The sequence below is a fragment of the Burkholderia sp. B10 genome, from assembly GCF_004368385.1.
Lineage (GTDB): Bacteria > Pseudomonadota > Gammaproteobacteria > Burkholderiales > Burkholderiaceae > Burkholderia > Burkholderia vietnamiensis.
On record NZ_PQMX01000020.1, the window covers coordinates 44,558 to 65,085 of the forward strand.

19 protein-coding genes are annotated in these 20,528 nt (G+C 70.5%); 9 read left to right on the top strand and 10 right to left on the bottom strand.

The annotated features are described in order from the left end of the window. Nucleotides 1-427: 427 nt before the first annotated feature. Both C3Y15_RS12860 and C3Y15_RS12865 read left to right on the top strand, forming a co-directional pair. Nucleotides 428-640 carry a hypothetical protein gene (locus C3Y15_RS12860; protein ID WP_011886311.1) on the top strand — a complete coding sequence of 71 codons (213 nt, stop codon included), beginning with the start codon at nucleotides 428-430 and terminating at the stop codon, nucleotides 638-640. A 49-nt stretch (nucleotides 641-689) separates the two neighbouring features. Beyond that, entirely contained in the window at nucleotides 690-1,721 is a 1,032-nt protein-coding gene (locus C3Y15_RS12865; RefSeq protein WP_011886310.1) for a serine/threonine protein kinase, read from the top strand. A 58-nt stretch (nucleotides 1,722-1,779) separates the two neighbouring features. Here C3Y15_RS12865 and C3Y15_RS12870 read toward each other — a convergent pair whose 3' ends face one another. Continuing rightward, nucleotides 1,780-3,222 carry a coniferyl aldehyde dehydrogenase gene (locus tag C3Y15_RS12870; protein ID WP_059474625.1) on the bottom strand — a complete coding sequence of 481 codons (1,443 nt, stop codon included), beginning with the start codon at nucleotides 3,220-3,222 and terminating at the stop codon, nucleotides 1,780-1,782. Between the two features lie 720 nt (nucleotides 3,223-3,942). Here C3Y15_RS12870 and C3Y15_RS12880 point away from each other — a divergent pair. Then, on the top strand, nucleotides 3,943-5,583 hold the full coding sequence (locus tag C3Y15_RS12880; protein ID WP_069246357.1) for a GMC family oxidoreductase N-terminal domain-containing protein: 1,641 nt from the start codon (nucleotides 3,943-3,945) through the stop codon (nucleotides 5,581-5,583). Nucleotides 5,584-5,606: 23 nt separating this feature from the next. On the opposite strand, the gene C3Y15_RS12885 is transcribed toward C3Y15_RS12880, so the two are convergent. Genes C3Y15_RS12885 through fliF form a run of 6 tightly spaced genes read right to left on the bottom strand, consistent with a single transcriptional unit; the run spans nucleotide 5,607 to nucleotide 12,459 of the window. After that, complete coding sequence (locus C3Y15_RS12885) at nucleotides 5,607-7,019, bottom strand: flagellar hook-length control protein FliK (RefSeq protein ID WP_059462206.1); 1,413 nt, start codon at nucleotides 7,017-7,019, stop codon at nucleotides 5,607-5,609. A 31-nt stretch (nucleotides 7,020-7,050) separates the two neighbouring features. Next, nucleotides 7,051-7,509, bottom strand: a complete 459-nt coding sequence (gene fliJ, locus C3Y15_RS12890) for a flagellar export protein FliJ (RefSeq protein WP_011886306.1) — start codon at nucleotides 7,507-7,509, stop codon at nucleotides 7,051-7,053. A 5-nt stretch (nucleotides 7,510-7,514) separates the two neighbouring features. Then, the gene (gene fliI / locus C3Y15_RS12895; protein ID WP_043291565.1) at nucleotides 7,515-9,044 is read right to left on the bottom strand and encodes a flagellar protein export ATPase FliI; all 1,530 of its coding nucleotides are present in this window, start codon (nucleotides 9,042-9,044) and stop codon (nucleotides 7,515-7,517) included. After that, the gene (gene fliH, locus C3Y15_RS12900; protein WP_059739017.1) at nucleotides 9,038-9,718 is read right to left on the bottom strand and encodes a flagellar assembly protein FliH; all 681 of its coding nucleotides are present in this window, start codon (nucleotides 9,716-9,718) and stop codon (nucleotides 9,038-9,040) included. The genes fliI and fliH overlap by 7 nt, the downstream gene beginning before the upstream one ends. Then, complete coding sequence (fliG, locus tag C3Y15_RS12905) at nucleotides 9,711-10,706, bottom strand: flagellar motor switch protein FliG (protein WP_011886303.1); 996 nt, start codon at nucleotides 10,704-10,706, stop codon at nucleotides 9,711-9,713. The genes fliH and fliG overlap by 8 nt, the downstream gene beginning before the upstream one ends. After that, nucleotides 10,696-12,459 carry a flagellar basal-body MS-ring/collar protein FliF gene (fliF, locus tag C3Y15_RS12910; RefSeq protein ID WP_014723838.1) on the bottom strand — a complete coding sequence of 588 codons (1,764 nt, stop codon included), beginning with the start codon at nucleotides 12,457-12,459 and terminating at the stop codon, nucleotides 10,696-10,698. Before fliF ends, fliG begins: the two co-directional genes overlap by 11 nt. 248 nt (nucleotides 12,460-12,707) lie before the next feature. Here fliF and fliE point away from each other — a divergent pair, with 248 nt between their 5' ends. From fliE to C3Y15_RS12945, 6 genes are all read left to right on the top strand, one after another. Continuing rightward, complete coding sequence (gene fliE / locus C3Y15_RS12920; protein WP_011886301.1) at nucleotides 12,708-13,052, top strand: flagellar hook-basal body complex protein FliE; 345 nt, start codon at nucleotides 12,708-12,710, stop codon at nucleotides 13,050-13,052. A gap of 133 nt (nucleotides 13,053-13,185) precedes the next feature. Then, on the top strand, nucleotides 13,186-13,620 hold the full coding sequence (gene fliS / locus C3Y15_RS12925; RefSeq protein WP_011886300.1) for a flagellar export chaperone FliS: 435 nt from the start codon (nucleotides 13,186-13,188) through the stop codon (nucleotides 13,618-13,620). Then, nucleotides 13,617-13,949 carry a flagellar protein FliT gene (locus C3Y15_RS12930; protein WP_011886299.1) on the top strand — a complete coding sequence of 111 codons (333 nt, stop codon included), beginning with the start codon at nucleotides 13,617-13,619 and terminating at the stop codon, nucleotides 13,947-13,949. The genes fliS and C3Y15_RS12930 overlap by 4 nt, the downstream gene beginning before the upstream one ends. An 82-nt stretch (nucleotides 13,950-14,031) precedes the next feature. Next, nucleotides 14,032-15,420, top strand: coding sequence for a flagellar hook-length control protein FliK (locus C3Y15_RS12935; protein ID WP_069246356.1), 1,389 nt, complete (start codon nucleotides 14,032-14,034; stop codon nucleotides 15,418-15,420). Continuing rightward, nucleotides 15,417-15,740, top strand: coding sequence for an EscU/YscU/HrcU family type III secretion system export apparatus switch protein (locus tag C3Y15_RS12940; protein WP_014723834.1), 324 nt, complete (start codon nucleotides 15,417-15,419; stop codon nucleotides 15,738-15,740). The genes C3Y15_RS12935 and C3Y15_RS12940 overlap by 4 nt, the downstream gene beginning before the upstream one ends. 287 nt (nucleotides 15,741-16,027) lie before the next feature. Beyond that, on the top strand, nucleotides 16,028-16,762 hold the full coding sequence (locus C3Y15_RS12945) for a PepSY-associated TM helix domain-containing protein (RefSeq protein WP_059992002.1): 735 nt from the start codon (nucleotides 16,028-16,030) through the stop codon (nucleotides 16,760-16,762). 58 nt (nucleotides 16,763-16,820) lie between these two features. On the opposite strand, the gene C3Y15_RS12950 is transcribed toward C3Y15_RS12945, so the two are convergent. The 3 genes from C3Y15_RS12950 to rqpR form a co-directional block, all read right to left on the bottom strand. After that, entirely contained in the window at nucleotides 16,821-17,846 is a 1,026-nt protein-coding gene (locus C3Y15_RS12950; protein WP_134206836.1) for an XdhC family protein, read from the bottom strand. Between the two features lie 319 nt (nucleotides 17,847-18,165). After that, the gene (locus C3Y15_RS12955) at nucleotides 18,166-19,572 is read right to left on the bottom strand and encodes an amino acid permease (RefSeq protein WP_011886294.1); all 1,407 of its coding nucleotides are present in this window, start codon (nucleotides 19,570-19,572) and stop codon (nucleotides 18,166-18,168) included. A gap of 293 nt (nucleotides 19,573-19,865) precedes the next feature. Continuing rightward, nucleotides 19,866-20,522, bottom strand: a complete 657-nt coding sequence (gene rqpR / locus C3Y15_RS12960) for a response regulator transcription factor RqpR (RefSeq protein ID WP_011886293.1) — start codon at nucleotides 20,520-20,522, stop codon at nucleotides 19,866-19,868. Nucleotides 20,523-20,528: the final 6 nt, after the last annotated feature.

Genomic DNA, 20,528 nt, shown 5'->3' on the forward strand with positions numbered 1-20,528 from the left:
CATCCGGCGCAACGGGGTAGGAGAACACCCGCACACCCGCGCGCCAGCCGTACGCGATCCGACGACGATCGCGATCGCCGCGCACGCGGCCGCGCAGCCATCGCAGGCACGTCGCGCATCGCACGGTTCACCGGCGCAACACGCGTGACGACACGCGTGACGCACGCGCCGGGCGCTTTCCGCGGACGGTCACGTGCGACAGGGTATGATGGGGTTGATCGGGCGTGCAAGCGCGCGCACGACGCAGTGGTTGATTGGAGACATTCGACGAATTCGCGGCACTTCACCCGCTTCTTCTTCTTTTCGCGCTTCGATAAACCGTGAACAATGGGATCACGCGCAACATCCCCGGCGAGGGCGGCGCGGATCGTGCATTTGCCGGCTCGTCCGCGAGCCGGGTTTCAAGTTTCAAGAGTGGGGAACCATCATGCATGTCGGGTCGATTGTCTGCACTACCCATATCGCAGTGCCGAAGGGCGCGCGCGGCATCGTTCAGCGCGTTCTGGGCGACATGGCCATGGTGACCTGGTACGCGGGCGTACCGGGCGAGTCGAAGGAACTCAACACCGAGCCGTTCTTTCTCGAGGACCTGATCGACACCGGCGAATCCGTGCTGCCGGCCGGCGCCGCGATCCACTGAGTCCACGCATCGCAGCCAACGCTCGTGTTTCGGCGCGGCTGACGGCACAATGCGGGGCATGACAGACGTTACTTCCGCCTCCGCTGCTCCCGCCGGCCCGCCGTTCGCCGGCCTCACGCCCGAGTGCGTGCTCGACGCGCTCGACAGCGTGCTGATGCCGGCCGGGCTGCGCACCGACGGGCGCCTGCTCGCGCTCAACAGCTACGAGAACCGCGTCTACCAGGTCGGCATCGAGGATGGCCCGCCCGTCGTCGCGAAGTTCTACCGGCCCGCGCGCTGGTCGGACGACGCAATCCTCGAAGAACACGCGTTCGTCGCCGAACTCGCCGCGCGCGAGATTCCGGCGGTGCCTGCCCGCGTCTTCGACGGTCGCACGCTGCACGCGTTCGGCGGCTTTCGCTTCTCGATCTTCGAACGTCGCGGCGGCCGCGCGCCGGACCTCGATCGCAGCGACACGCTCGAATGGCTCGGCCGCTTCATCGGCCGCATTCATGCGGTCGGGGCGACGCAGCCGTACGTCGCGCGTCCGGCGCTCGACATCGGCACGTTCGGCTACGAGCCGCGCGACTACCTCCTCGCGCACGATTTCATTCCCCACGATGTGCGGCCGGCGTACGAGACGGCAGTGGCGCTCGCGCTCGAAGGCGTCGAGGCCGCGTTCGACCGCGCGGGCGACGTGCGCATGCTGCGCACGCACGGCGACTGCCATCCGAGCAACGTGCTGTGGACCGATGCCGGCCCGCATTTCGTCGACTTCGACGACAGCCGGATGGCGCCGGCCGTACAGGATCTCTGGCTGCTGCTGCCGGGCGATCGCGAAGGCGCGTCGCGCGCGCTCGCGGACCTGCTCGCCGGCTATGAGGATTTCTGCGAATTCGAGCCGCGCGAGCTGCATCTGATCGAGGCGCTGCGCACGCTGCGCCTGATCCATTACGCGGCGTGGCTCGCGCGTCGCTGGGACGATCCGGCGTTTCCCGCGGCGTTTCCGTGGTTCAACACGCATCGCTACTGGGAAGCGCGCGTACTCGAGCTGCGCGAGCAGATCGGCGCGATGCAGGAAGGGCCGCTCTGGCCCGTGTGACCGCGCGGGTGGCCAACCGCGCCGCGCTCCGGCGCGAGCGCCGCGCCGCCCCCGCCGCTCAGAACTTCAGCATCATCCGGATCACCGCGGCGAAGCGCTTGCCGTACGGCGGCGCGATCAGCCCGCGCGCGTTCAGCCGCGACTGCGTGAGCACGGGCTTCATCTTCGAGAACGTCACGAAGCCGTCGTAGCCGTGATATGCGCCCATCCCGCTCGCACCGACACCGCCGAACGGCAGGCTGCCGCACGCGATGTGCATCAGCGTTTCATTGACGGTCACGCCGCCTGAAATCGTTTCGCGCAGCACGCGGTCGATCGTGCCGCGATCCTCGTCGAACAGGTACAGCGCGAGCGGCCGCGGCCGCGCGTTCACGTAGCCGATCGCCTCGTCGAGCCGTTCGTACGGCACGAGCGGCAGCAGCGGCCCGAAGATTTCCTCCTGCATCACCTGCGACGCGTCCGGCACGTGCGTGAGCGCGCACGGCACGAAGCGGCGCGACGCGGGATCGGATGGCGCATCCGACAGCGGGTGCAGTTGCGCGCCGGCCGCCTGCGCGTCGCTCGCGAGCTGCTGCAGCCGCGCGTAGTGGCGCGGCGACACGATCGTCGTGTAGTCGCCGTTGTTCGACAGGTCCGGATACAGCTTCGCGAAGCGCGCCCGCGCGCGCTCGATGAACGCGCCTTCCATCCCGCGCGGCAGCAGCACGTAGTCGGGGGCGATGCAGGTCTGCCCCGCGTTCAGCGTCTTGCCCCCGATGATCGCGTCGACCGCCGCATCGAAGCGCGCATTCGGGCCGATGATCGCCGGCGACTTGCCGCCGAGTTCCAGCGTCACGGGCGTCAGGTTGTCGGCGGCGGCGCGCATCACGTGGCGGCCGACGTGCGTCGAGCCGGTGAACAGCAGATGGTCGAACGGCAGCGCGCTGAAGGCGGCGCCGAGCTCCGCATCCCCGTTCACGACCGCAACGTGGTCGCGCGAGAAGGTCTTCGCGATCAGCTGCTCGAACAGCGCCGACGTGCGCGGGGTCAGCTCGGACATCTTGACGATCGCGCGGTTGCCGGCGGCCAGCGCGCAGATCAGCGGGCCGGCGGCGAGCAGCACCGGATAGTTCCACGGCACGACGATGCCGACCACGCCGAGCGGCTGCGGCACGACCTTGGCGCGCGCCGGCCGCAGCCACTTGTTCATCCGCTTCGCCATCGGCTTCATCCAGCGCTTGCCGTGCTTCAGCGCATCGTCGATCTCTTCCTTCGCCATCCAGATTTCCGACAGCAGCACCTCCTGTTTCGCGCGATGCCCGAAGTCGGCGCTGATCGCATCGGCGAGCGCATCGGCGTGCTCGATCAGCATCGTGCGCAGCGCGCGCAGGTGCTGCGCGCGCGTGTCCCATTCCGGGTACGGGGCGCGCAGGTAAGCCGCGCGCTGATCGCGCAGCAGCGACGTGAGCGCATCGAGCGACGGCAGCGCTTGCGGGGCCAGTTCGGGCAGGTCGTTCTTCATCGCATGTTCTCCAGGTGAGCGTGGCGCGTCGGCCAGCAGTCAGGCCGCACGTGTGCGCTCGGCGAGCGTGGCGGGTCGGGTCGGGGCCGCATGCGCGACGCGGCGTGGGGCCGGATGCGTCGGGTGAGCGAAAACGGCATGAAGCGGCAGGCAAGCGTCGCGTCCGCGCGACGGTATCCGGATGCGGAATCGGGGCGACGCGGTGCGCGCAGGCGGCGCGAGCCGATCGTCGTGGCAAGCGCGGACGGCCGCGTCGGGCGCTCGCCGGTGCGGCGAAGCGCAGTCGCGCAGCATGGGCAGATGCGTGTGTGCACGCGCGACCCGCCGCTCGCTCGACGGGCCGTCCAAACGGTCGGCCGTGTGCGACGTCGTTCGATTTCGGCTGCTGCTGCATCGGCTGCAGCACGTCGCCGTGGTGGCGTCCGTTTGAATTGAAATGCGGGCGGCGCGCGGCGCGATCGGATCATCCGGTCGGCACGCGGCTCGCAGAGCTTCGCGCTGCATCGTCGTCTCCCCAGTTTTGCGACGGCGCGGCGTCTGGCGGCCGTTGCATCGCGTCGCATCGATCGACACATCTTAAATTTAGTTCACGCGTGCGTTTAGAGGAATCGCTCTTTAATGGACCTGCCGCGCGCGCGATGGCCGTTCCTACAATGCCCGAACATTACAAGCGGGAGCCGGCCGAACCGGGCGCCGTTCATGACACGAAGGAGACGTGACGTGCAATACGACTACATCATCGTCGGCGCGGGCTCGGGCGGCTCGAGCCTCGCCGGCCGCCTCGCCGACGCCTGCCCCGATGCGACGATCGCGCTGATCGAAGCCGGTTCGCACACGGAGCGCAATCTGCTCGTCAACATGCCGGTCGGCATCGCGGCGCTCGTGCCGTTCAAGCTCGGCACCAACTACGGTTACGAGACGGTGCCGCAGCCGGGCCTCGGCGGCCGCCGCGGCTATCAGCCGCGCGGCCGCGGGATGGGCGGCTCGAGCGCGATCAACGCGATGATCTACACGCGCGGCCATCCGGGCGACTACGACGAGTGGGCGGCGCTCGGCGCGACGGGCTGGGGCTGGCAGGAGGTGCTGCCGTATTTCCGCCGCGCGGAAGGCAACCAGCGCGGCGCCGACGCATGGCACGGCGCGGACGGTCCGCTCACGGTTTCCGATCTGCGCTTCCGCAATCCGTTCTCCGAACGATTCGTGCAGGCCGCGCATGCGGCCGGCTATCCGCTGAACGACGACTTCAACGGCGCGACGCAGGAAGGCGTCGGCTTCTACCAGGTCACGCATCGCGACGGCTCGCGCTGCAGCGTCGCGCGGGCGTACATCTACGGCCGCAACCGGCCGAACCTGCACGTGATCACCGATGCGACGGTGCTGCGCGTCGGCTTCGACGGCAAGCGCGCGGTCGGCGTCGTGGTGTCGCGCGACGGGCGCGTCGAGACGCTCGGCGCGCGGGCGGAAGTGATCCTGTCGGCCGGCGCGTTCAACTCGCCGCAACTGTTGATGTGCTCGGGGATCGGCCCGGTCGAGCAGCTGCGCCGGCACGGCATCGCGGTCGTGCACGATGCGCCGGAGGTCGGCACGAACCTGAGCGACCACATCGACTTCATCGTCAATACGCGCGTGAATTCGTCCGAACTGGTCGGCATCTGTCTGCGCGGCATCGCGAAGATGACGCCCGCGCTCGCGCGCTACCTGTCGAGCCGCACGGGGATCATGACGAGCAACGTCGCGGAGGCCGGCGGCTTCATCAAGAGCGATCCGTCGCTCGATCGTCCCGACCTGCAGCTGCATTTCTGCGCGGCGCTGGTCGACGATCACAACCGCAAGATGCATTGGGGGTTCGGTTATTCGCTGCACGTGTGCGCGCTGCGTCCGTTCAGCCGCGGCACGGTCGCGCTCGCGAGCGGCGATGCGCGCGACGCGCCGCTGATCGATCCGCGCTTCTTCAGCGATACGCGCGATCTCGACCTGCTGGTGCGCGGCGCGCACGCGATGCGGCGGATCCTGTCGCAGGCGCCGCTCGCGTCGCAAGGCGGCCGCGAGCTGTACACGCGGGCAGACCAGAGCGACGCCGAGCTGCGCGCGACGATCGTCGCGCACGCCGACACGATCTACCATCCGGTCGGCACCTGCCGGATGGGCTCCGATGCGCGGGCGGTCGTCGATCCGCAACTGCGCGTGCGCGGCGTCGACGGGTTGCGGGTCGTGGATGCGTCGGTGATGCCGACGCTGATCGGCGGCAACACGAATGCGCCGTCGGTGATGATCGGCGAGCGCGCGGCGGACTTCGTCGTCGCGGCGCGCAACGGCAGCGCGTCGCGCAGCGCGGCGGTCGCGGCCGTGCACGGCCGCTGAGCGCCGGTCAGCGCACGCGATGCTCAGGCAAACGTATCGACGAGGCCGGCGCGGCTCACGGTTGCGGCGGCCGCTGCGGATGGCGCGGCGTCGAGCGGTGCATCGGCGCCTGACGATCCGGCGCGTGCGCGCGACGCCGGTCGTCCGCCGGCGAAGGCCTGTTGCTGCGCGTTCTGCTGCGAGCCGAAGCCGCCGTCGCTGACCGTCGCGCTGCCCAGCCCGAGACCGCCCGCTTCCATCGCTTCGCGCAGCTTCGGCAGCGCCGCCTCGACGGCATCGCGCACCTGCGGGTGCTGCGACACGAACAGCGCGTGCGCATGATTGTCTGCCACGCGCAGCACGACCTGCAGCGGCCCGAGATCCGGCGGGTTCAGCGTGAGCTCGGCGCTCTGCTGATGCGCATTCGACAGGAACACGACCTTCTGGCTCAGCGCATCGGTCCAGTCCGCGGTGCCGACGTGCGGCGCGAGCACGTGCGCATTGGCCGCGGCGATCGAGCCGGCGACCGGAGACGCCTGCACGTTCGCCTGTGCCGCAGCCGCGGCCGTGGCCGCTGCGGTGGCGGCGGCCGCCGTCGCATCGGCTGCCGGGCTGGCGGCCTGTTCGCCGGACCCGAATCCATGCTGCGCGGCCGACTGGCCGCCCGCGCCGGCCTGCAGCGCCGAGGCGGCCGCTTGCGCGGGCGTCTGTTGGGTTGCGAGCGCACCCTTCGCGTCCGCGAGCGTGCGGTCGAAGGTCGGGACGGTCGGCGTGGACTGCGCGCCTGCGGCCGTCGGCGCAGCCGCCGACGACGTGCCCGCGGCGCCGGCGGGCAGCGCGATCGCGCCCGCGTCGCCGCTCAGCTTCGCGAGCGCGGCCTGCAGCGCATCGCGGGCCGCTGCGGGCGCGACCGGCGTGGCGGCGGCATCCGTGCCGGCCTGATGTGCGAGCGCGGCGGTCGCGTCGGGCTGGCCCGCTGCGACCGCCGTGCCGGCGAGCGCGGCGGCGCCGGCAGCCGTCGCCGCGGCATCCGCGGCGGCCGGCGCCGGATTGTCCACGCGCGCCTGCAATTGCGCCTGCATGGCGACGGCCGCGGCCAGCGCGGCCGCATCCGGGTTCGGCGTCGCGTTCGCGTCGTCGGTGGACTTGTCGTCGTGGTTGCCGGACGGCTTCGACGGGTTCGTGCCGGCGGCCGAGGTCGACGAATTCGGCGCCGACGTCGACGCGGCCGATGAAGTCGCGCCATCCGACGTGTCGCCGCTGGCGGCGTCGTGGCGGCTGGCGACGCTTTGCTTGAGCGTCTGCGCGAACGGCACGGCGGCCGGGCCGCTGGCGGAATCGTTGCCGGCCGACGCGGCCGGCGTGGCGGATGCGGCCGACGAGCCCGAGTTGCGAACGGCCTTGATGGCGGCGCCGGCGGTGTCGATCAGGGCGCCGAGCAGGGGAAGAGGGAGCATGACGATTCTCTGGTTCGAAAGCGTTGAGCGGTTAGGCCGAGCGGGCCGCGTCGGCCCGCATGCGCAGAATCTTCGCGGCGTGTTCGTCGGCGTCGCGCTGTTCGCGCTTCGCGGCGCGCTGCGCGTCCTGCGCGACGCCGCGCGCCTGCAGGATCTCGTACGAGCCGACGGTGCGCTTCTTCTGCTGCCAGTTCGGGCGTGCCTCGTCGATGCGCACTTCGGCCGCGGCCAGCACGCTGCGCTGCTGCGCGATCGCCGCGTCGAGCGTATCGATGAACGCCTGGAAATTGCGCCAGTTGCCGGCCGGCATGCCGTGCTGCGCCGACTGCGAGAAGCGCGCGTGGTATTCGTCCCGATAGCGCAGCAGCGCGTCGAGCTGTTCGGCGGCCGCGCTGCGATCGCGCTGCGCGGTGCCGAGCTGCTTGGCCGCGGCGTCGAGGTCTTCCTGCGCGCGGTCGAGCAGCAGTTGCAACGGAAATCCATGTGCCATCGGCGTCAGCCTCCGTATTCGTCGAACAGCGCATCGAGCGCGGCGAGGCTCGATGCGAACGGCGCGCATTCGCGAAAGCCCTGCTGCAGGAACGCTTCGATGCGCGGGTAGAGCGCGATCGCGCGGTCGAGCTGCGCGTCGCGGCCCGGTGCATAGGCGCCCACCGCGATCAGGTCGCGATTGCGCTGGTAGCGCGACAGCATCTGCTTGAACTGCCGCACGCGGTCGAGATGCCCTTCGTCGATCAGCGCGGTCATCGCGCGGCTGATCGACGCCTCGATGTCGATCGCCGGATAGTGGCCGGCCTCGGCGAGCGAGCGCGACAGCACGATATGGCCGTCGAGGATCGCGCGCGCGGAGTCGGCGATCGGGTCCTGCTGGTCGTCGCCTTCGGTCAGCACCGTGTAGAACGCGGTGATCGAGCCGCCGCCTTCCGGCCCGTTGCCGGTGCGCTCGACGAGCGCGGGCAGCTTCGCGAACACCGACGGCGGATAGCCCTTGGTCGCGGGCGGCTCGCCGATCGCCAGCGCGATCTCGCGCTGCGCCATCGCGTAGCGCGTCAGCGAATCCATCAGCAGCAGCACGTGCTTGCCCTGGTCGCGGAAATATTCGGCGAGCGAGGTCGCATAGGCGGCGCCCTGCATCCGCAGCAGCGGCGACACGTCGGCCGGCGCCGCGACGACGACCGAGCGCGCGAGGCCGTCCTCGCCGAGGATCTGCTCGATGAATTCCTTCACTTCGCGGCCGCGTTCGCCGATCAGCCCGATCACGATCACTTCCGCGCTCGTGTAGCGCGCCATCGTGCCGAGCAGCACCGACTTGCCGACGCCGGAACCCGCGAACAGGCCCATGCGCTGCCCGCGGCCGACGGTGAGCAGGCCGTTGATCGCGCGTACGCCGACGTCGAGCACGTGATGGATCGGTTCGCGATCGAGCGGGTTGATCGACGGCGCGGACAGCGGCGCGTCGACCTTCGCCGCGAGCGGGCCGAGGCCGTCGAGCGGGCGGCCCGACGCGTCGACGACGCGCCCGAGCATTTCCCAGCCGACCGGCAGCCGTTTCGCGCCCGCGAGCGGATCGGCGACGGGGGCGGCCTCGAGCGGCCACACGCGCGCGCCGGGCAACACGCCGGCCACGTCGGTGGTCGGCATCAGGAACAGGCGCTCGCCGGAGAAGCCGACGACTTCCGCTTGCGCGTACGGCAGCGTGCTGCCGGGCGGCAGCTCGATCGTGCATTCGGCGCCGACCGACAGCCGCAGCCCGATCGCTTCGAGCACGAGCCCCGCCGCGCGCGTGAGGCGCCCGCAGGGCCGCAGCGGCAGCGCACGCTGGCTGCGCGTCGCGAGCGTGTGCAGATGCGTGCGCCAATGTTCGAGGTGCGGATTGTGCGGCGCGTGCCGCGTGTCGGCCGGCGCGCTCGCGGCGGCGGGCTCTGCGCCCGGCGCGCCTTCTGGCCCGAACGACGCGAGCGCGAGTTCGCGCTCGAGCGGCGTCAAGCCGTCGTGCGCGAGCTGCTCGGGCACGCGCGTCACCACGTGCTCACCTTGCCGATCGCGGCGGCGACGCGCTGCCAGCGGGTGGGCAGCGTCGCGTCGACCTCGCCGGTGGCGGCGTGCGCGCGGCAGCCGCCGCGTTCGATCGATGCGTCGGTGCGCACGCTCCAGCCGAGCGTGTCGAGATCGTCCTGCAGATAGGCTTCGACGACGGGCAGGTCGGCCGGATTCACGACGAGATGCGGGGCGCCGGACAGCGCCGGTTCGGCGGCGAGCACGTCGCGCACGGCCGCGACCAGCGCGGCGGGATCGTGCTTCACGTGCTGACGCACGACCTGCTGCGCGATGTCGAGCGCGAGCTGCGCGAGATCCGACGCGAGATCGCGCTCGGCCTGCGACACGGCCTCGCGAAACGATACGGCCAGCGCGGCAAGCTGCGCGGCCTGCTCGCGGGCTTCGGCCTGGCCGGCCGCATAGCCCTGCTCGCGGCCCTGCTCGAAGCCGGCCTGGTAGCCGCGCGCCTGGCCGTCGACGTGGCCGGCCGCGTGGCCTTCCGCATGGGCGGCGTCGCGCACGCGCTGCAGTTCCTCGGCGAGCGCGGCGGCCGCGGCGGCCGCGTCGTCGGGCGGCGGAGGCGGCGGGGGCGGGTCGAACGACGCCATCTCCCACCGCTGGTACGCGGTGAGCGTGGCGCGATCGCGCGCGGCATCAGACATATGCGTCTTCCGCCTTGCCGCCTAGCACGATCTGGCCGCTCTCGGCGAGGTTGCGCACGATCTGCAGGATGCGGCGCTGCTGCGTCTCGACTTCGGACACGCGCACCGGGCCGCGCGCGTCGAGATCCTCGGCGAGCAGCTCGGCTGCGCGCTGCGACATGTTCGCGAGGAACTTCTGGCGCAGCGCGGGCGGCGCGCCCTTCAGCGCGATGATCAGCGTCTCGGATTCGACTTCCTTCAGCACCATCTGGATCGCGCGATCCTCGAGGTCGAGCAGGTTCTCGAACACGAACATCTGGTCGACGATCTTCTGCGCGAGATCGGCGTCGTACTGGCGCACGTTTTCGAGCACGCCTTCCTCATGATGGCTCGTCATGAAGTTCAGGATCTCGGCCGCGGTGCGGATGCCGCCCATCGGGCTGCGCTTCAGGTTGTCGCTGCCGGACAGCAGGCCGGTCAGCACGTCGTCGAGCTCGCGCAGCGCGGCCGGCTGGATGCCGTCGAGCGTCGCGATCCGCAGCAGCACGTCGTTGCGCAGCCGTTCGGTGAAGCACGACGCGATTTCCGACGCCTGGTCGCGGTCGAGGTGCACGAGGATCGTCGCGATGATCTGCGGATGCTCGTTCTTGATCAGCTCGGCGACGGCGGCCGAATCCATCCACTTCAGGCCTTCGATGCCGCTCGTGTCGCTGCCCTGCAGGATCCGGTCGATCAGCACGCCGGCCTTGTCCTCGCCGAGCGCCTTGGTCAGCACCGAGCGGATGTAGTCGCCGGAATCGAGCGACAGCGCGGTGTGCTGCTCCGCTTCGCGCGCGAACTCCTGCAGCACTTCCTCGACCTGCTCGCGCGTGACGTTCTTCAGCGCGGCCATCGCGGCGCCGATCTTCTGCACCTCGCGCGGCGCGAGGAACTTGAATACTTCAGCGGCCTCTTCCTCGCCGATCGACATCAGCAGGAGCGCGCTCTTGTTCAGGCCTTCAGCGTTCATCGGACACCCAGTTCTTCACGACGGTGGCGACGATCTTCGGATCCTGGCGGGCGATCGTGCGCGCGTAGTCGAGGTTGCGTTCGTAGCGGTTCTTCTCGTTCTCGAAGCCGAGCAGCATCGGATCGGGCTCGGCGGCCGCCTCCGGCGCGGGCAGGCCGTCGAGCACGACCGTGTCCTCCGGCGCCGCGAGCGCCGGCGCGGGCGGCTCGGGCGGCGGGAACGCGCGGCGCATCGCCGGGCGCACGAACATGAAGTAGAGCGCCGCCGCGGCCGCCGCGATGCCGAGCCACTTCGCGGCTTCCTTCGCCATCTCGATCATGTCCGGCTGGCGCCACCACGGCAGGTCGGCGTACGGGTCGTTCGCGGTCGAGAACGCGCTGTTCACGACGTTCACCGAGTCGCCGCGCTTCTCGTCGTAGCCCATCGCGTCCTTCACGAGCTGCTCGATCTGCGCGAGCTTCGCGGGCGGCAGCGGCTGCATCGTCACGTGGCCCTTCGCGTCGGCCACCGGCTGATAGTTGACGACCACCGCGACCGACAGCCGCTTCACGTTGCCCATCGGCTGCTCGACGTGGCGGATCGTCTTGTCGAGCTCGTAGTTGGTCGTCTGGTCCTTGCGGTCGCTCACCGGCGTCGACTGCGGCCCGCTCTGGCCGTTGCCCGCGACGATCGGCGCGGACGCCGGCTGCGGCGGCGTGTTCGACAGCGCGCCCGGCACGCCCGACGCGCCGCCCTGCGCGAGTTCGGTCGCGCTGCTGGTCTGCTGGCTGCGGATCGCGGCCTGCTGCGGCGTGCCGTTCGGGCCGTAGCTTTCCGAGGTCTGTTCGAGCTTCGAGAAATCGATGTCCGCGCTGACCTGCGAGCGCGCGTTGCCGGTGCCGAAGATCGGCGCGAGGATCGAATCGATGCGCTTCTGCGTATTGCGCTCGACCTGCTGCACGTACTTGAGCTGGCTCGCGTCGAGGCCGGACGCCGAGGCCGGCTGCGTCAGCAGGTTGCCGTCCTGGTCGACGATCGTCACGTTCTTCGCCGGCATGTCGGGCACGCCCGACGACACCATTCGCGTGATCGCCTGCACCTGGCCCTCGTCGAGCACGCGGCCGGGGTAGAGGTCGATGAACACCGACGCGCTCGGTGCTTCCTTGTCGCGCACGAACACCGACGGCTTCGGGATCGCGAGATGCACGCGCGCGCCGCGCACGGCGTTGATCGATTCGATCGTGCGCTGCAGCTCGCCTTCGAGCGCGCGCTGGTAGTTCACCTGCTCGGCGAACTGGCTGATGCCGAATTTCTGGTTGTCCATCAGCTCGAAGCCGACCGAGCCGCCCTTCGGCAGGCCCATCGCCGCGAGCTTCAGCCGCGTTTCGTGCACCTGGTTCGACGGCACCAGGATCGCGCCGCCGGCGTCGGCGAACTTGTAGGGAACGTTTGCCTGCTGGAGCGCGGCGATGATCGCGCCGCCGTCACGGTCGGACAGGTTGCTGTAGAGCACGCGATAGTCGGGCGTGCGGCTCCACAGCACGAGGGCGGTAATCGCGGCGATCGCAAACGCGACGGCGATCAGGAACGGCAGCTTCGGGTTGCCCTTCATCCGTGCGATGCCCGGAATCCGTTCCGCGAAGCCGCCGAACCCGAAGTCAGCGCCGGCAGCGCCCGCGCCCGGCAACGCGGCGGCCGCGGTTGCGCCTGGCACCGGGCCGGCGAGGCCCGTGCGAGCGTCGGGGTTGATCAGCGAGTTGGCCTGCGAATCCATGCGAGGAGTTTCTCCGGAGCGGGACGACTGAGCCGCTCAGGCGAGCGGACGGACAATGACACGATGCGATTATCGGGACCGGAGCGCGACTCCGATCGCCCGAAAAGAGCCGGGTTTCCCCCGTACTTTCTCGGCTTTGGCGCGGGCCGCGCTGCTATCCTTTTTCGCTATCCGGCATGGTGCGCATGGTGCGGCGCCGGCGGGTCGCCCGGGACGTCCGGGTCTCTTCTCTTGTGTCTGGGGACAGCATGGTTGCCAACGTCAGCGGAATCGGGTCGGTATTGCAACAAATGCAGGCGATGGCCGCGCAGGCGAACGGCGGCGTGGCCAGCCCGGCGGCGGCGCTCGCCGGCTCGGGCGCGGCCACGGCGGGGACCTTCGCGAGCGCGATGAAGGCGTCGCTCGACAAGATCAGCGGCGACCAGCAACATGCGCTCGGCGAGGCCCGCGCGTTCGAGGTCGGCGCGGCGAACGTGTCGCTGAACGACGTGATGGTCGACATGCAGAAGGCCAACATCGGCTTCCAGTTCGGCCTCCAGGTCCGCAACAAGCTGGTGAGCGCTTACAACGAGGTCATGCAGATGTCGGTGTGACGTCCCGCGGGCGGGGCGGCCGCGTGCGCGCCTAAAGGTTTTCAATTCCCTTCCGATAACTCCGGAACAGGGCCGCGTCGTGCGATGCAGGGCGGCGGCTACCGCATAGCCAACGCATCACAAGGAGAAGCGCATGTTTTCGCCAGGGCACGCTGGAGCCAGCGCATACGCGCGCGTCGGCGTCGAGACGGGCGTGATGGGCGCGTCGCCGCACCGGCTGATCGCGATGCTGTATCAGGGCGCCCGCCAGGCGATCGCACTGGGGCGCATGCATTTGCAGCAGGGCAACGTGGCCGCTCGCGGCGAAGCGATCGGCAAAGCCATCTCGATCGTCGAGAGCGGGCTGCAGGCGTCGCTGAACCGCGACGTCGGCGGCGAGATCGCCGCGCGGCTCGACGCGCTGTACACCTACATGGGCCGCCGGCTGCTGCAGGCCAACGCGCAGGGCAGCGACGCGATGCTGGTCGAGGTCGACGGGCTGCTCGCCACGCTCGAGGAAGCGTGGACGGGCATTGCGCCCGAAGTCGCCCGGATGGCCGCGCAGCAGGCTGCGGATGCGGCCAGATGAACGGCAAGGCCCAATACTTCGCTAGCTACGAGGCGCTCGCGGCCGTGTCCGGCCAGATGCTGAGCGCTGCGCGCGCTGCCGACTGGAGCGTGTTGCCAGCGCTGCAGGTGGAGTTCCTGCGCCTCGTCGACGAGTTGAAGGAGGCCGCACCGGGCGTTGCGCTCGACGAGCCCGAGCGGGGCCGCAAGCTCGAATTGATTCGCCGGATCCTGGCCGACGACGCCGCGATCCGCGATCTCGCCAGCCCGGACATGGCCCGGCTGTCGGGGCTGTTCGAGGCGCGCCGCTCGAGCCGCGTATTGACCGATCTGTATCGCGCGCGCGGGTAAGGCCCGTTTGCCGGGGCGGCGCTTGCCGCGGGCCCCGATTCCGGATTTGCAACGAAGTGGCTGAGGTGAGCAGGCTCCGATCATGACCGGTATCGACCCCGTTGCGGCCGCCTTGCTGACGAGCCGCATCGACAGCCTGCTGACCACCGTGACGGCGCCCGCCGGCAGCGGCGCCGCGCAGGTCGGCACGCCGGGCGCCGGCGTGGCGTCGGCGGCGCCTGCGCTCGCGCAGCCGGCCGCGCCGCCCGCTTCGGCCCAGACCGCGCTGTCCGACGTCGCGCTGGTGCTCGATGCGATCTCGCGTTCGGGCGGTGTCGCGACGCCCGCGATCGCCGGGCGCGCACCGCTGCTGGCCGATCCGACCGTGCTGCTGAATGCGCTGACCGCGTCGCCCGACGGCGCGCAGCCGGGCGTGGCCGCTGCGGCGGCGTCTGCGCCTGCTTCGTCTTCTTCTCCTTCTTCTTCCACGCCATCGGCCGCGACCGCCGCGAACGCCGCCGCGGCCGTGCGCGATACGCCCGCCGCGCCGCCCACGGCGGCGCTGCGCGCGGCGCTCGCGCAGGCCGTGAGCGAAAGCGGCCTGTTCTACGAATCGCATCTCGCGCAGTGGCTTGCCGGCCAGCGTCCGCTCGCCGCGCTGATGCGCGAACCGCAGGCGCGGCTCGCGACGGTGCCGGTGCAGACGGCCGCCGACGCCGCGCAGCACGACGCACCCGACCCGCTCGACGAACTGCTCGCGCAGCGCGCGCCGCTGCCGGCTGCGTCGCGCACCGCCTTGCCGGCGGGCGCGTCGGCGACGGGCAGCGCCGCGCCGCATGCATCGATGCCGAACGCGTCGGCGGCCGCGCGCGGTGGTGCGCCGGGCACGGCCGGCATGGCCGATCCGCTCGGCGAACTGCCCGACGCGCACTGGGCGACACCCGCGCGCGCCGCGCTGGCCGCCGCGTCGGCCGATCCGCAGGCGCAGCCGCAGTCGTCGGCGGCCGTGCATCCGGCGGCCGTCGCGATCGTGCGGCAGCAGCTCGATGCCCTCGCGACCGACCAGTTCCGCTGGACCGGCGAAGCATGGCCGGGCGCGCGGCTCGACTGGACGATCGAGCCGGACGACCCGGGCGGCGGTGCGCCGCGCGGCGGCGACGGCGACGCGGGCGACGGCATCGCGTGGCGCACGCGGCTCACGTTGACGCTGCCGTCGCTCGGCACCGTCGACGCCGAACTGGTGCTGAACGGCGCGCAACTCGTCGCGCGCCTGCGCGCGAATTCGGCCGGTGCGGGCCGGCTGACGCGTAACGAGGCCGCGCTGCGGCAGCGCTTCGAAGGCTCGGGGCTGCGGCTCGGCGGCCTGTCGATCCGCGCGGTCGGCGACGCGCCGGACGGCTTCGACGCGTTCGTCGCGCAGGCCGCCGCCGCCGCGTATGCGCGGGGCGGCGCGGGCGGCACGCCGGACGTCGACGAAACGGTGCCGCGATGAGCATGGGTTCCCGCAAGCGCGCGGCCGCGCTGGTCTACGATCCGAAGGGCGGGGACGCCGCGCCGCGCGTCGTCGCGAAGGGCTACGGGCTGGTCGCCGACATGATCGTCGAGCGCGCGCGCGATGCCGGCCTGTACGTGCATACCGCGCCGGAGATGGTGTCGCTGCTGATGCAGGTCGACCTCGACGACCGGATTCCGCCGCAGCTTTACCAGGCCGTCGCCGATCTGCTTGCCTGGCTGTACGCGCTCGATCGCGCCGAGCCGGAGCGTGAGCCGGACGGCGCCGCGCACTTTCCGCTGCCGGCACTGCGACGCTGAGCGTCGCGCGGGTTCGCTCGTTCGTTTCGTTGCTTGCCTGCGCTGTTGCGTCGGTGTCGGCTGGCGCGGGCTTTCTTCCCGTATCTCGCCGTAAATCTGCCCGATCAGCCGCCGATCGGTGGGCATTCCCGTCTATTCGCTCCTCGTTCCGCGCGCGCCGTGCGATGCAGACGGATTGAGCTGCATCCCGCTTTATGTAATGATATCCATTCTCATTATCATATTGACCGGGCGGCGCACGTTCCACGTGGCGCCGCTCGTCGTGTCGAACGAATGGAAGCTATTGCGTGAACGCGCCTGAAACGATCGCCCCGCTGCGGGCCGACCAGCCCGCCGCGGGCGTCACCGTGCTGCGACCGGCCGTGCGTCCGGCGAGCGACGCCGAGCTGGCGGCGCGCCGCCGCCGTTCGCGCCGCGCGACCTTCATCAAGTGGCTGCGCAAGGTGCACGGCTGGGTCGGACTGTGGGGCGCGGTGCTCGGCCTGCTGTTCGGCGTGACGGGCGTGCTGCTCAACCATCGCGCGGCGCCGTTGAAGATTTCCACCGGCGAGCCGCAGGTCGAGCAGCTGCAGCTCGCGCTGCCGGATCCGGCGCCGCGCTCGCCCGCGGCGATGACCCGCTGGCTGCAGCAGGAACTGCACTTCGAAGGCCGGCCGGGCCGTGTACGCAAGGAGCCGGCGCAGGCGGTCGCGTGGGGCGACCGGCGCGTGATGCAGCCGGAGCACTGGCAGATCGGCGTGTTCGGACCGCACCAGAACGTGCAGGCCGACTACTGGGTCGGCAACGGCTACGTGTCGGTCAAGCGCACCGGCAATACGTTCGTCGGCACGTTGAGCAGCCTGCACCGCGGCGTCGGCATGGGCATCGGCTGGGTGTTGCTGATGGACACGATCGCGGGGTCGCTGATCCTGTTGTCGCTGACGGGCGTGTTGCTGTGGACCGAGCTGAACAAGCGTCGCACGGTCGGCGTCGTGCTGGTGGCCGGCTCGGTTGCCGCGGCGCTTGCCGCGGGATTCGCGTAAGGCGACCGGATCGACGCTGCAGCGCGTGCGCGCACACCGCCCATCGCGCCCGCCGGCGTCACGACCCGCAGGTCGCGCCGCTGCTCGCCGCGAGTTCGCGCGCGGCCTTCGCGCCTTCCACCTGCAGGATCGTCGGCAGCGATACGTTGTTCTTCGCGGCCGTCACCTCAGCGAGGATCGAGATCGCGATTTCCGGCGGCGTGCGGCTGCCGATGTAGATGCCGGCCGGCCCGTGCAGCCGCGCAAGCTCGGCCTCGCTCAGATCGAATTCGCGCAGCCGCTCGCGCCGCGCCGCATTGTTGCGGCGCGAGCCGAGCGCGCCCACGTAGAACGCGGGCGTCTTCAGCGCCTCCATCAGCGCGAGATCGTCGAGCTTCGGGTCGTGCGTGAGCGCGATCACGGCGGAGCGCGCGTCGAGCTTCATGTCGAGCACCGTGTCGTCTGGCATCGTCCGCACGACCCGCGTGCCCGGCACGTCCCATCCATCCGTGTATTCGTCGCGCGGATCGCAGACCGTCACCTGATAGTCGAGCCCCGCCGCGATCTGGCACAGGTAGCGCGACAACTGCCCCGCGCCGATCACGAGGATCCGGTAGCGCGGCCCGTGGATCGTCACGAGCCGTTCGCCGTCGAACGCGAGCGCGTCGGCGGCTTGCGCCGGCGACAGCGACGCGTGGCCGGTCGCGAGCGTCATCGTGCGCGTGACGAGGCGGCCGGCCTCGACCTGTGCGCACAGCTCGGCGATCCCGCTGTCGCGCGTGAGCGGCTCGAGCACCAGCTGGATCGTGCCGCCGCACGGCAAGCCGAAGCGATGCGCTTCTTCGGCGGTGACGCCGTACTTCACCGCCTCCGGCCGCGCGTCGGCCGCGATGCCCGCGGCATGAACGCGCGCGATCAGATCGTCCTCGATGCATCCGCCGGACACCGAGCCGACCACCAGCCCGTCTTCGCGCACCGCGAGCATCGCCCCCTCGGGGCGGGGCGACGAGCCCCAGGTCTTCACGCCCGTCACGAGCAGCACGCGGCGCCCGTCGGCGAGCCAGCGCGCGCTGGATTTCAGTACATCGAGATCGACGCTGTCCATGATGTTTTCCCGTTGCCGGACGGTCTGCGGCTCCCAACCGTCGTTCGATGGCGGGATTATGAACCGCACCGCGCGCGCGTGCTGCCAGCGTGCGCGTGTGGGGCGCAAATGGCGAGGATCGGGCAAGAGATCGGGACGATCAGGCAGCGCCCGCGCGCGGCAATGGCGCGGCGCGGTTGTGGCGGAGGAGGAAGGCGGAGGCGGAGGCGCTGCGCGCCGCACGGGGCCGGGCGGCCCGGTGCGGCGTTGCAGCCGCACGCGCTGCGTGGGTGCGCGGCTGCATCTGCCATTTCACGTGCGAACGCACGTGCGCGTGGCGTCAGTGCGCGTCGTGCTGTCCGCGCGCCAGCTTCGAGTGGTGGCGCGAGTACAGGAAGTAGATCACGAGGCCGATCACGAGCCAGATGCCGAACGCGGCCCACGTGATGGGCTGCAGGTTCAGCATCAGGAACAGGCACGCGCCGACCGCGAGGATCGGCACCACCGGCACGCCGGGGCAGCGGAACGCGCGCGGCAGCTCGGGGTGCGTGCGGCGCAGCACCAGCACCGCGATCGACACCATCGAGAACGCCGCGAGCGTGCCGATGTTGATCAGCTCGGCGAGCACGTTCAGCGGCACGAGCGCCGCGATCAGCCCGAAGAACAGGCCGACCAGCCAGGTCGTCAGGAACGGCGTCGCGTAGCGCGGATGCACGCGCGACAGCATCGCCGGCAGCAGCCCGTCGCGCGACATCGCGAAGATGATCCGCGTCTGGCCGTAGCTCATCACGAGGATCACGGTCAGCATGCCGAGCACCGCGCCGAGGTCGATGAAGCCGGCCACCCACTTCTCGCCGGCGATCTGCAGCGCATACGAGATCGGGTGCGACACGTTCGCGTACTGCGCCGACGGCACGATGCCGGTCGCGACGGCCGCGACCGTCACGTACAGCACCGCGCACACGGCCAGCGACGCGATGATGCCGATCGGCAGGTCGCGCTTCGGATTCTTCACTTCCTCGGCCGCCGACGACACCGCGTCGAAGCCGATGAACGCGAAGAACATCACGGCCGCCGCGCCGAACACGCCGTTCCAGCCGTGCGGCATGAACGGCTTCCAGTTCGCGGGCGTCACGTGGAACAGGCCGACGGCGATCACGAGCAGCACCACCGACACCTTGATGAACACCATGACGTTGTTGATGCGGGTCGATTCGCGGATGCCGATCGACAGCAGCGTCGTGATCACCAGCATCACCAGGAACGCGGGCAGGTTGAACCACGTGACGGTGCCGGGGATCGCGCCTGGCGCGGCGGTCAGCACGGTCGGCAGCGACAGCCCGAAGCCCTGCAGCAGCGACTGCAGGTAGCCCGACCAGCCGACCGACACGGCCGATGCCGCGAGGCCGTATTCGAGCATCAGGTCCCAGCCGATGATCCACGCGACCAGCTCGCCGAGCGTCGCGTACGAATAGGTGTAGATCGAGCCGGCGACCGGAATGGTCGACGCGAACTCGGCATACGACAGCGCTGCGAGGCCGCACGCGATCGCGGCGATCACGAACGACAGCATCAGCGCGGGGCCGGCCTGCACGGCGCCGGTGCCGGTCAGCACGAAGATGCCGGTGCCGATGATCGCGCCGATGCCGAGGAAGGTGAGATCGATGGCGCCGAGCGCTTTCTTGAGCCCGGCGGCGTGCGCGCCGGCGATCATGCGATCGACGTTTTTCTTGCGGAAGAGGGACATTGCGGGGTAGGTCTCCAGCGCGCGCGAACACGGCCGCGCCGACTGAGTGAAAAACCCGGAATTTTAGCCGATTTGGCGCAGAAGACCCGTTGCGGCGCAGCGGCGCGCTGCGAAATCGTCCGATAAAACAAGCGCTTGCGCGCTGCGCGGGCGGGGCGTCGCCGGTGCGGGGGAGGCCGCGGCGCGGGTCGAACCCGCGCCGAACGGGTGAAGCGGGTGAAACGTGCGGCGAGCATGAGATCCCGCCGAACGAAGCGAAGCGCCCGATGAAGCGCCCGCCAAGCGGCAGTCGCTCAGCCGCCCGACGCGGGCGCCATGTCGACGAGCCGGTTGCTCATCACGTAGAACGTCAGCTCCGCGTTGTTCGACAGCCGCATCTTCTCGAGCAGCCGCGAGCGGTACACGCTCACCGTCTTCACCGACAGCGACAGCGTGTTCGCGATGTCGGTGAGGCGCTTGCCCGACGCGAGCATGCAGAGCGTCTGGTATTCGCGGTCGGACAGCTTCTCGTGCGGCAGCGGCTCGTTCTCGAACGACACGTATTCGGCGAGCGCCTCGGCCATCGCCGGGCTCACGTACTTGCGGCCGGCGGCGACCTGCTGGATCGCGCCGATCATCTGCGCGGCGTTCACCGTCTTCGACAGATAGCCGGCCGCGCCGGCTTTGAGCGCGCGCACCGCGTACTGATCCTCGCGGTACATCGAGAACATCAGCACGGGCGCGTTCGGCAGCTTGCGCTTGATGCGCTTGAGCACCTCGATGCCGTTCGTATCGGGCAACGAAATGTCGAGCAGGATCACGTCGAAGGTCTGGCGGTCGACGGCGGCCATCGCGTCGCTGCCGGTCTCGGCTTCGGTGACCTCGCGCGCGATGCCGCGATCGATCAGCAGGTGGCGGATCCCTTGCCGGACGATCGCATGATCGTCGACGAGCAGGATGTTCAAGCTCATGTCGAC

Bases quoted from the DNA above. Each gene is read 5' to 3' on its own strand.
- fliH (WP_059739017.1), bottom strand. From the start codon at position 9,718: ATGTCTGATGCCGCGCGCGATCGCGCCACGCTCACCGCGTACCAGCGG.
- fliS (WP_011886300.1), top strand. From the start codon at position 13,186: ATGTTTTCGCCAGGGCACGCTGGAGCCAGCGCATACGCGCGCGTCGGC.
- C3Y15_RS12930 (WP_011886299.1), top strand. From the start codon at position 13,617: ATGAACGGCAAGGCCCAATACTTCGCTAGCTACGAGGCGCTCGCGGCC.
- fliJ (WP_011886306.1), bottom strand. From the start codon at position 7,509: ATGGCACATGGATTTCCGTTGCAACTGCTGCTCGACCGCGCGCAGGAA.
- C3Y15_RS12935 (WP_069246356.1), top strand. From the start codon at position 14,032: ATGACCGGTATCGACCCCGTTGCGGCCGCCTTGCTGACGAGCCGCATC.
- C3Y15_RS12950 (WP_134206836.1), bottom strand. From the start codon at position 17,846: ATGGACAGCGTCGATCTCGATGTACTGAAATCCAGCGCGCGCTGGCTC.
- C3Y15_RS12865 (WP_011886310.1), top strand. From the start codon at position 690: ATGCGGGGCATGACAGACGTTACTTCCGCCTCCGCTGCTCCCGCCGGC.
- C3Y15_RS12870 (WP_059474625.1), bottom strand. From the start codon at position 3,222: ATGAAGAACGACCTGCCCGAACTGGCCCCGCAAGCGCTGCCGTCGCTC.
- rqpR (WP_011886293.1), bottom strand. From the start codon at position 20,522: ATGAGCTTGAACATCCTGCTCGTCGACGATCATGCGATCGTCCGGCAA.
- fliF (WP_014723838.1), bottom strand. From the start codon at position 12,459: ATGGATTCGCAGGCCAACTCGCTGATCAACCCCGACGCTCGCACGGGC.
- C3Y15_RS12940 (WP_014723834.1), top strand. From the start codon at position 15,417: ATGAGCATGGGTTCCCGCAAGCGCGCGGCCGCGCTGGTCTACGATCCG.
- fliG (WP_011886303.1), bottom strand. From the start codon at position 10,706: ATGAACGCTGAAGGCCTGAACAAGAGCGCGCTCCTGCTGATGTCGATC.
- fliE (WP_011886301.1), top strand. From the start codon at position 12,708: ATGGTTGCCAACGTCAGCGGAATCGGGTCGGTATTGCAACAAATGCAG.
- C3Y15_RS12955 (WP_011886294.1), bottom strand. From the start codon at position 19,572: ATGTCCCTCTTCCGCAAGAAAAACGTCGATCGCATGATCGCCGGCGCG.
- C3Y15_RS12860 (WP_011886311.1), top strand. From the start codon at position 428: ATGCATGTCGGGTCGATTGTCTGCACTACCCATATCGCAGTGCCGAAG.
- C3Y15_RS12885 (WP_059462206.1), bottom strand. From the start codon at position 7,019: ATGCTCCCTCTTCCCCTGCTCGGCGCCCTGATCGACACCGCCGGCGCC.